The organism is Pseudaeromonas pectinilytica (assembly GCF_054780855.1).
On the sequence record NZ_BAAGVN010000246.1, the window covers coordinates 1 to 2,599 of the forward strand.

General features: G+C 38.5%; 2 protein-coding genes. Both read left to right on the forward strand.

All coding sequences use genetic code 11. The features are described 5' to 3' along the window. The first annotated feature begins 67 nt into the window (after positions 1 to 67). Positions 68 to 1,504 carry a TolB-like translocation protein gene (locus tag ACYVG7_RS10650; protein ID WP_460883089.1) on the forward strand — a complete coding sequence of 479 codons (1,437 nt, stop codon included), beginning with the start codon at positions 68 to 70 and terminating at the stop codon, positions 1,502 to 1,504. Between the two features lie 62 nt (positions 1,505 to 1,566). Further along, the gene (locus ACYVG7_RS10655; RefSeq protein ID WP_460883090.1) at positions 1,567 to 2,538 is read left to right on the forward strand and encodes a hypothetical protein; all 972 of its coding nucleotides are present in this window, start codon (positions 1,567 to 1,569) and stop codon (positions 2,536 to 2,538) included. The last annotated feature ends 61 nt before the right edge of the window (positions 2,539 to 2,599 follow it).

A 2,599-nucleotide genomic window follows, 5' to 3' on the forward strand; every position in this document is an offset into this window, starting at 1 on the left:
TAAAAAAAGCAAGCTGGGATGACAATTATCGGGCACAACTATTCTTTGGTTAAATAACCAACAAAGTATGCTCCCGCCCTGGAACTCTCCTTACGTTGTTGATATAACACCCAAAAAAATGTATCCCCCATTCGCTGATACCGCCTACCCGATGGCCATATCGGCATATATCGACAAAAATGGACAATATACCAGTGCCATTTTTGGGCCAAAAATAAAGCCAGGAATTGTCAAGGTAAATCCAAGTGCAAATAGCTACAATAATATCTTTTCCATCTACGACATTTCATCTGATGCAGGAATGACCCAAGATGTTGATCGCGATGGAAGTAATATTATTTTCATGCGGAGGAGTTATATCAAAAATAATTATAAATATGATGTTTACATATCACCAGCGCCATCAAAACTAAGGGTTGATTATCCAACGGCGAAATTATTAAGCAATACTTTATCTGTTGAAAATGAGAGTTCAAATGGCAATAGCATGTATCCTAGAACATCTGGATCAGGTCAATACGTAGTTTACGAATCTAATTCCAGTAATATTGTTAAAAATGATAAAAACTATAGAAAGGATATATTCGTTGCTAACTCTACTATCCAGAAAACCGCTTCAGATAGAAATGAGTTAATCAGTTTCACAATGGATAGCTCAAACAAACAAGCCAACGACGCCAGTGGATCACCAGCCATATCTGAAGATGGGAGATTCATTGTTTATATGACATCAGCAACAAATCTAACTTCAGAAAAAACGGCCGGGATTATTCTTCACGACAGAGTTTTAAAAACAAATAAATTGATCAGCAAAAAAATTGATGGCACTTCGGCTATAGATTTTTCTAACCCAGGAATTTCATATGACGGTCGTTTTGTCTTATTCGAATCTATGGACCCCCGCATCACAGATGTTGAGACAACTGGCAATAACGCTTATGTATATGATGCAAAAACTGAAATAACAAAACTGGTAAGCAATAGTTTAGCTGACAAATCCGCAAATCTGACGGCATCCAAAAGCCGAATATCGGCGAATGGTGACTATGTTGCATTCATGTCTGGTGGGAATGTATATCGAGTAGAAAACCCACTAATGCCACACGATGAAATAGCGGCCACTATTTTAGGTGATAACAAGGATGACATTGTTAAAGTATTATCCCAAATGACTGGTTATAAATTTATGTATCCGGTAAAAATAATCAACAAGACAGCTGCCACAAAAAAAGTCAGCATTAAACTATCTCTGTTTTATATGGATGGGCCCAACAAGATCCCTTACGATACAGTTAAATTTTGTGATAGCAATAATCACCCATGCAGCAATGGAGTATTTAGCTATGACATACAGCCAAACAAAAACTCACCAACATATTTAACATACCCAGCCAGAGACATAAAGCCTGAGTGGCCAAATGGCCGTTGGGAAGTCAAGTATGAAATATCAGATGTGGATAACAACCTGACGACAGAGCATCTCATGTACTTTAACAAGAAATAGTCATCTAAATATATGCCGGAGGCGTTGGCGGTATCCGGCACATATAGATAAGGAGCTTGAAAATGGAGAACGATGTCAATTCAGCATTTATTCGGAAATACAACATACACCTTAGCCAATCAATTCTATCGGGTAAGGAGCTAACAATCAAAAAGATCCCTCTTGAAGAACAAGTTGGTGCGCGCTCTATCGAACCATTGGTGCAAAAACCAACCACCATGGTCTATGAAGAAGACTCCATTCATGATAGTAGAGCAAGCGGACTCGGTTCAGGGAAGATAGATAAACTCACCATCAAATTTGGTGCTGGGAATATAAGCGCAGATACATTGCAGCTCGCGTTTCAGGCGGCAGCGACGGCAACCAGAACTACATTTGAGCAGTATGGGTTATCGCCAAAGTTAAAAAAGGAACTTCAGGAGTATATACCAACTGGTAGTGACGAGCATTTGAGTGCATTGATAAACCAAGGAATCAATGAATTTATAGAGGACGAACATTCCATAAATAAACTGGATGATTTCATATCAACACTGACATACAACATTGACCAGACGGCTCACGAAATGGGCATCAATAATATTCCATCAAAAATATTATTTTTTCAGAAGCAGAGTATCCAAGGAAAACAAGTCGGTCAACGATTCGAAATAACAAATAAAGATGGCGATACAGTTGAAATATCTGCTAGTTCCGCAAAAGGAGGAACAACTGAAACGAATGAACTATCATGGAGTTATAAGTCGCTTGATGTAAATATAACGAAAGGGGGGTTATCTGATAAAGAGCAAGAACAGTTCAACCGTTTTTTCAAAGATTTTTCCACCATCACAAATGCAATTTTGTCGGGGAATAATGAAAAAGCAGATCAACTATTGACTGACTTTTCCGCCGAGAAATACGGTTTCCGATCAATTAAAAAATCAGACAGTTATGTCTATTTAGCGGTGGATAATGATGACATATTGCATGTCTATACTACCAAGTATGGACATAGTCGTTCAGGTCTAGAGCTGACTCTTATACACAAGTAGCGTCCTGAACGGAACCTTTCCCGTTTTCCAGGATCTGATCTTCTATGTGACTCCCAACATA

Excerpts from the sequence above, each read along its gene's own strand:
- ACYVG7_RS10650 (WP_460883089.1), top strand. The coding sequence starts at position 68 with ATGCTCCCGCCCTGGAACTCTCCTTACGTTGTTGATATAACACCCAAA.
- ACYVG7_RS10655 (WP_460883090.1), top strand. The coding sequence starts at position 1,567 with ATGGAGAACGATGTCAATTCAGCATTTATTCGGAAATACAACATACAC.